This is a genomic window from Rummeliibacillus pycnus, from assembly GCF_050459865.1.
GTDB lineage: Bacteria > Bacillota > Bacilli > Bacillales_A > Planococcaceae > Rummeliibacillus > Rummeliibacillus pycnus_B.
The window spans coordinates 20,928-28,548 of record NZ_JBCMNM010000068.1; the positions used below are offsets into that span (position 1 = coordinate 20,928).

Consider the following 7,621-nt stretch of genomic DNA (forward strand, 5'->3'; position numbering starts at 1 on the left):
AGAGAAAAGTGAATGTGGTAATACGATACCTATATCAAAAAAGACCATAGATAAAATCGAATTTCTTCGAATGTATCTACGGTCCAAGTTGTCACCATTTAAATAGTGAACTTATGAATGTCTTCTTTTAGGGAAACAGATTTGTCACTTAATTCACCGGAAATATGATGTATGTCTTGTATCGTTGCATTTTGTTCTTGTATTGATGCAGCGATCGTTTCCATTTGATCGGATGCACTTACTGCTTGATTTGAAATCTCAGTAATGGAAGCAGCAACTTCTTCTGCACTTGCTGAAATTTGTTGTGATGCGGCAGAAATGTCTTCAATTTGAGAAGTCATCGAACGTACGGACTCGGTAATAGAACCAAAGGAAACATCTGCTTGATCGATAACGGTAACACCATCTTTTACTGTACTTAATCCATGTGTTACACCTTCTTCAACGTTCCTAGTATCACGTTGTATTGTTTCAACTAATTTCACAATATGAGAGGCTGATGTTTTGGATTCTTCAGCTAATTTTCGGACTTCATCAGCAACCACTGCAAATCCTTTTCCATGTTCACCAGCACGTGCTGCTTCAATGGCTGCATTTAGTGCAAGTAAGTTTGTTTGTTCAGTGATATCAGTAATTACATGTGTAATCTTTTCGATTTCTTTTGTTTGATTACCTAATTGTTTTGTTAAATTTGTGATTTGAATAGTAGCATCAAAAATTTCTTGCATTTGATCTTTCGCTTCAGCTAATTTTTGTTGACCTTCTTTAGAGTGATTTAATGTATCAACAGCATTATTAAGTAAGCTTTGAGTAGACTCAGCTATTTTTTGGACTCCAACTGCTGTTTCGTCCATAGCGTTTGCACTATCTTTTGAAGCCACTATAGACAACTTAGCATTTTGAGCAGTCATATCAACTAAATTAGATACATCTTCTATAGTAGTAGCAACTTCAGATGTACTCGCTGATAATTCATAAGCTGTAGCACTTAAATGATCCGAACTACTTTTAGTTTTGTATAATAATCCTTGTAAATTGTCTTTCATCTTATTAAATTCATTTGCTAAATCGGCGAATTCATCTTTTGTTTTAAGTTTAATAAGCTTACCTGTCAAATCTCCACTTGCAACACGAGTTATTGCGTTTAATAATTGATGGATAGGTGAAGTTAATTTTTTTACCATAATGATACTTATAAACAAAGCAATAATAAGATCAATAATAAAACCCAAAATGACAGTATTTAAAGCAAATGAAGCATCACTTCTCGTTGTCTCTTTAATTTTGGCTAATTCTTTATTTTGATGCTGCGTCATCGCTTCAGTATTTTTTAAAATTTTTTCATTTGTAGGTTGTACTTTGTCATTAATGAGCTGAATTGCTTTTTTAGTATCTTTTTTTTGAAATGCATCTACGGTTTCTTGAGCGTATTGGTCAAAATTTGCCTTTTCCGTAATCGAATCTTTAATTAGATGTTGCATTGTTGATGATCTAGCTGTTTTATCTAATCTGTCTAGTGTTTTATCCAAATTTTGTTGTTCTTTTTTCATATGATCAAGTGCTACATCCTGGTTTTGTAAGATATATCTTCGTAAATAATTACCTTGTAGCGCCGTTTCATATTGAACATCTTTTACTAATTCTACCTGTTCAATACGATGATTAACCAGTTCCTCTATAGAATTTGTTGATTTTTTTGCATTGATCATGTTGATTATAGAAGTCACTGCTATAATTAAGATAATTACACCAAATGATAGGAATAGTTTTTTACCTATTTTCAAAAAAAAGACCTACTTTCATAATATGCTTCAATTAAACAATCTATAACTTTTCACCTGTTAATAATACCCTATTTTCCGAATTAATAAAACTTATTTCTTATAATGAAATGTGTAAAAAGTTGCAATTCAGCTATAAAATTATGTGCTCTTCATTTTTTTTACCGTTAATTGATTGTTTTAAATAAAGGTGGTTTTTTGTAAATGGAAATAAGAGAGTTAAATTATTTTGTTACAGTTGCAAAATATAAAAGTTTTACAAAGGCTTCAGAGGTTTTACATGTTACACAACCTACACTAAGTAAAGTTGTTAAGTCATTAGAAAAGCAATTGGATGTCACATTATTTCATCGATCTGCAAGAAAGAGTGAATTAACGGATGTTGGGGAAGTCCTATATGGACAAGCCTTAAAGATTTTAAATCTAGTGGAAGAACTGGATGTTGTATTAGAAGATGTAGCTTATTTACAAAAAGGTAAAATCAAGATTGGAATGCCTCCTTTAATTGGTATTTTATTTTTCCCTAAAATTATTAAAGGATTTCAAGAAAAGTATCCTGGCATTACGATTGAAATTGATGAACGTGGCGCAAATGTAATAAAAGAATTAGTAGCTGCAGGGGAGCTAGACGTTGGTTTTGTAATGCTACCTGCAAATATGGAAGAATTTCATGTTATTCCTTATACCTCCCAACAACTTATGCTAATTGTGAATCGATCCAATCCCCTTGCAAGCAAAGAAACGATAATGATGAAAGATTTAAAAAATGAGCCAATGCTACTCTTTAGTCAAGATTTCACACTGCATGATCGGATCTTACAAGAATGTGAGCAGGCAGGATTTACACCTCATATTGCGTATGAAAGTTCACAATGGGATTTTATCAGCCAAATGGTAGAACACGATCTCGGTATTGCAATGTTTCCAAAAGCGATTGCAGAGAAAGTAAATCCAGAAGCAGTTAAGGCAATTCCTATTGTCAACCCATCTATTCCATGGGAAATTGTACTCATTGTTAAGAAAGATCATTATGTATCTCATGCAACCAAAGGGTTTATCAACTATATCTCACCTAACTATGCCATTTAGGCATACAAAATATAAAAAATATATATTTAACGAATGGCAATTTTTAGAGTAAAGTATATGTATTGAAAAAATCGTACGAAGGTTAGTTGGTTACCACAAATACCCACTAACTAATCGGACGGTTTTTTCTATTCAAAAATAAAGGTGTGAATTTTGGTGAAGATACTAAAAATAATTGTTCAAATTATTTTCTTATATGGTATTTTACTTTTAGGTGATGGAATCGCGAAAATATGCCATTTACCGATCCCAGGTAGTATTATTGGACTTGTCCTATTATTTGCTGCATTACAGTTACATATTGTTAAACTAGAATGGGTAGATTTAGGTGCAGGGCTATTAACTGGTGAATTATTATTATTCTTTGTTCCTTCTGCAGTAGGGGTTGTGCAATATGATCAAATTGTTGGGGTAATTGGCATCAAACTTATTACGGTTATTGTTTTAAGTACAATTGTTGTCATGGCTTGTACAGGATTAGTTGCTGACTATGTACAGAAGAAAGGAGCGAGGAAAGCGTGAGTTTAGTAGGAATCATTAGTTTAATAGGTACTATTACTATTTTTCTATTGAGTAAAAAAGTATATCAAAAGATGAATTGGATTATATTATCGCCATTATTAATTTGTCCATTAATTATTATAGTAGCATTGCTTGTTACACATACTTCATACTCAGATTATAATTCAGGAGCTACTTGGCTATCTAGTCTTTTGGGACCAGCAACTGTTGCATTTGCAGTGCCAATTTATAAGAACTTTGCTTTATTAAAAAAACATGCAAAAGCAATTATAACAAGTCTTGTAACGGGTTCTGCTGTTGCAATTGTTTCATCTTTTTTATTTGCTATGTGGATTGGCTTATCGAATGAAATGATAAATAGTTTAGTGCCACGTTCTATTACCACACCTATTGCGATGGATATTTCAGAAATAATCGGTGGGGAACCGACAATGACAGCAGTATTTGTTATTGTAACTGGTTTGACTGGTAGTATAGTAGGGCCTCTTGTGATTAAAATAATTCATATTCGTACGTCTGCAGCAAAAGGATTATTACTTGGTATGGGGGCACATGGTTGTGGCACTTCAAAAGCGTTTGAAATAGGGGAGTTAGAAGGCACATATTCAAGTCTTGCAATGATTGTAGCAGCACTCATTAGTATAGTATTGTCTGATACTTTCTTTCCAGTTCTTCAACATTATTTAGTAGGATAGACGATAAAATTTCTAAAAAAAATCCCGCCTTTAAGTTTACTTAAACTTGAAAGTGGGATTTTTCATTATTGATAAATTAAAAGTTTTTGCCCGTTTTCTACGGCATTCGTATTTAATCGATTCCACTGTTTAATAGATGTTATAGCAACACCGTATTTGTTTGATAGGGAATTAAGTGTTTCACCACTTTGGACGACTACTTGTTTTTTCTCTTTAGCTGCATGATCATATTGAGTTAAATGATATTGTTTGATTAAAGAATTTAATTTTTGATGATAATTTGTATCCGTAGCATATGTTCCGGTTAAATATTTTGTCGCTTCTTTATAGGAGTTAGTTTTACTTTTAAATGTTTTTTGATAATATTTTGTGTTCCAAGAAACGCCTTTAGAAAGTAAATCCGCGTAGTCTTCTAAGGAAGCTTTATAGTTAGGGTATTTTCTAAACTTAGCATTGATTTGATGCATTTGCCCAGTGCCATTATCTTCTGAAGTTTGGAATGTTACAGATTGTTTTTTATATGAACCTTTGATACCGAAAAGGTTATTATTAGGCGGTGAGCTAAGGTCGCTTGTCCCTCCATTGCTCTCTAACACTGCCTGAGCAATCATTACAGAAGCATACAAATCGTGTTTAGATGCAATATCCCTAGCATTTTCAGCAATGGAGCCGATAAAGCTTTCCACACTTTGATCTTCTATGTATTTTTCGGATGGCCCAGTAACAGTATCGGAAAATTGTTGAATAATGATAAAAACAGAGGTAGCAAATAATATCGTTGTAAAAAGCGTTAGTAATAAAGTCTTTTTCATAGATTTGCGGCTTAATGAGTGTAAACCTTCCTCCTTCCAATATATTCATATAATATAGTTTACCATGTTATTAGTGACGGGTGTTATTATGAAAAGTTTCTTTAAATAAAACTTTGATGATGAATTCATATTTGTAGAAAGGTAGTAGAGGGAACTCTTCTAATAACAAAAAACTGGACGCCAAATGTAGACGTCCAGAGTAAGATGTTGATGAACGTTCTAAGCAAGCGATTTTGCCTCATCAACAAACCAAATTAATAGATTTTGCATAACATTCAGTTCATATCATTAATTATTATGTTTAAAATTTTGGATAATTATAGTATATTTTATAAATATTAAGTAGGTATTTATAGATTATAAAAAAATGTAAATTGAGTTAATACATTCTGAATAATCTAAAGCAAAATATAATAAGGTTAAATAATCAGAATATTTCCCTGGAAATGAACTATTTTGATAACTCATTTCAAATTTTGGTAGTTTAAGATACAGTAGTTTAATTAGTCTAAAGGAGTATGAATGATGCAATTTATATCCTATTTCCATCCAATTGTATGGATTATTTTAAATGGAACCATTTTTACACGTATTGCAAGCTTTATGACAATACCTTTTTTAGCAATTTATTTACAAAATGAATTACATGCATCTCCATTAATGATTGGGGTGACATTAGGAATTGCTCAATTATGTGCAACATTTGGTGGTTTTATAGGTGGATATTTAACTGATAAATTAGGAAGGAAATTTATCATTTTAATAACCATCTTTATTTGGAGTGCAGTATTTGTAGGATTTGCGACTGTACGTATTGTTGGCCTGTTTATATTGTTAAACGCTATCAACGGGTTATGTCGATCATTTTTTGAACCTGCAACACAAGCATTAATGATTGACTATACGGAGGAAAAGAAAAGAAGACGATTGTTTTCTTTCCGTTATACAGCGATTAACATTGCGGCTGTAATCGGCCCTCTATTTGGGGTGTGGATTTCTGGAATGTCTAATGCTAAGATACCTTTTTTCATTACCGCTTCCATGTATGCTATTTATGGAGTATTTTTGATTTTCATGTTCAAAAAATATGAAGTAACACCCCAAAAACAAGCAGAGAAACAAACGATTTTGCAAATGTTCAAAGTCGTATTTGCAGATCAAAAGCTTTTATACCTACTTGCTGGTGGTATTCTTTTAAGTCTAGGTTATTCTCAATTTGACTCGACGCTGCCACAGTACATAAATTTGAATATTGAAAATGGTGTCAAGCTGTATTCTGTTTTGATTACGTTAAATGCTATTGTTGTATTGGCATTGCAATTACCAATTGGAATCTATACTGAGAGAATATCAATTATGCGAAGTCTAGTAATCGGGATTCTTTTCTTTGCTGCAGGATTCGTTATTTTTAATTTCGCGAATACGCCATGGTTATTTATAGTGGGTATGATTATTTTCACAGTTGGTGAGATCTTCGCATTTCCAATGATGAATGCGTTAATCGAAGAAATTGCACCAGATACACAAAAAGCAACCTATCTAGGTGCTTCCCAGTTTAAGAATTTAGGAGGTTTTATAGGCCCTGTTTTTGGTGGATGGCTACTCGTTCATTTCGAATCTAAATTGTATATTGTAATGGCCGCTGTTTTCCTATTAAGTTTAGTATTTTATCGATTAGCATTCACGAAGAAGAAAACAGTTTAAAGGGAGCTTAAAACTAAACTATACATAAAGGTGAATAAAGCTGATCTGCCCCATAAATGTTAGACATGAAACTAACATTTACGGGGTGTTTTTATGGCTAAAATTTAACGCCGAGGAAAAATTATGCAGTTTACCTTGCGATCATTCGAGTTAAATTAAGAATTAATAAAGTTAAAAAGGAATTATTAATAATGCGTTAGAATATTAGATTATTAGAGGAGGATGATAATCTTGTTAGAAAAATTATATTTCAAAGCTGTAAAAAAGCGATTTGAGGAATCGAAAAAATTAGGTGATGAAACGTTAGAAAGGATATCGAATTCGGACATTCACTGGCAACCAAATGAAGAATCGAATAATATCGCAATAATAGTCAAACACATATCAGGTAATATGATTTCAAGATGGACAGAATTTTTAACCACAGATGGTGAAAAGCCAAATCGACATCGTGACCAAGAATTTGAAGATACCATTTCTTCGGTAGAAGAATTGTCAGCAGTCTGGGAAAAAGGTTGGGAGCAAGTTTTTGAAACTTTAAATTCCTTGCAAGCTGAAGATTTAGTGAAAACAGTCTATATTCGCGGAGAAGAGCATAATGTCATTGAGGCAATTGAAAGACAAATTGCCCATGTTTCCTATCATGTAGGGCAAATAGTATACATTGGAAAAGTATTAAAAGGAAAAGAGTGGGAAAGTCTTAGTATTCCGATAGGTAAATCTGAAGAATATTTGCAAGAATTGATAAGCAAAAACAATTCAAAATAAGGTATATTCATCTAGAAAGACGATTATTAGGTTTTATTGAAATTCAACTATCTTTTCACTATTCAGATCTGAATGTTCCGCTACAGACAGACGCTTTCCGCGGGCTTGGCTTCAATCTTCTCGTTGAAGTCTGGCACGCTTACCAAGATTCGTCTTAGTAGCACTACGTTGAAGGCACTTAAAAAATAATGAAAAATTATATAAAAATCTTGTATAGCTATCCTTGTTGATGTGGAATTAGCGAAGACTC

General features: G+C 32.6%; 7 protein-coding genes. 5 read left to right on the forward strand and 2 right to left on the reverse strand.

All coding sequences use genetic code 11. The annotated features are described in order from the left end of the window. Nucleotides 1-98: 98 nt before the first annotated feature. On the reverse strand, nucleotides 99-1,784 hold the full coding sequence (locus ABE048_RS14150; protein WP_430311907.1) for a methyl-accepting chemotaxis protein: 1,686 nt from the start codon (nucleotides 1,782-1,784) through the stop codon (nucleotides 99-101). A gap of 201 nt (nucleotides 1,785-1,985) precedes the next feature. Here ABE048_RS14150 and ABE048_RS14155 point away from each other — a divergent pair, with 201 nt between their 5' ends. The 3 genes from ABE048_RS14155 (at nucleotide 1,986) to ABE048_RS14165 (ending at nucleotide 4,087) form a co-directional block, all read left to right on the forward strand. Next, the gene (locus ABE048_RS14155; RefSeq protein WP_430311908.1) at nucleotides 1,986-2,870 is read left to right on the forward strand and encodes a LysR family transcriptional regulator; all 885 of its coding nucleotides are present in this window, start codon (nucleotides 1,986-1,988) and stop codon (nucleotides 2,868-2,870) included. A 156-nt stretch (nucleotides 2,871-3,026) separates the two neighbouring features. Continuing rightward, nucleotides 3,027-3,392: a CidA/LrgA family protein gene (locus ABE048_RS14160; protein ID WP_430311909.1), complete on the forward strand. Its 366-nt coding sequence runs from the start codon at nucleotides 3,027-3,029 to the stop codon at nucleotides 3,390-3,392. Beyond that, nucleotides 3,389-4,087 (forward strand): LrgB family protein, encoded by a 699-nt coding sequence (locus ABE048_RS14165; protein WP_430311910.1) that lies wholly within the window; start codon nucleotides 3,389-3,391, stop codon nucleotides 4,085-4,087. The genes ABE048_RS14160 and ABE048_RS14165 overlap by 4 nt, the downstream gene beginning before the upstream one ends. A 65-nt stretch (nucleotides 4,088-4,152) precedes the next feature. On the opposite strand, the gene ABE048_RS14170 is transcribed toward ABE048_RS14165, so the two are convergent. Next, nucleotides 4,153-4,899, reverse strand: a complete 747-nt coding sequence (locus ABE048_RS14170; protein ID WP_430311911.1) for a glucosaminidase domain-containing protein — start codon at nucleotides 4,897-4,899, stop codon at nucleotides 4,153-4,155. A gap of 525 nt (nucleotides 4,900-5,424) precedes the next feature. Here ABE048_RS14170 and ABE048_RS14175 point away from each other — a divergent pair. Together ABE048_RS14175 and ABE048_RS14180 are read left to right on the forward strand one after the other, a co-directional pair. After that, a complete protein-coding gene (locus tag ABE048_RS14175; protein WP_430311912.1) occupies nucleotides 5,425-6,603 on the forward strand; it encodes an MDR family MFS transporter in 1,179 nt (392 codons plus the stop codon). Between the two features lie 228 nt (nucleotides 6,604-6,831). Then, nucleotides 6,832-7,371, forward strand: a complete 540-nt coding sequence (locus tag ABE048_RS14180; protein ID WP_430311913.1) for a DUF1572 family protein — start codon at nucleotides 6,832-6,834, stop codon at nucleotides 7,369-7,371. The last annotated feature ends 250 nt before the right edge of the window (nucleotides 7,372-7,621 follow it).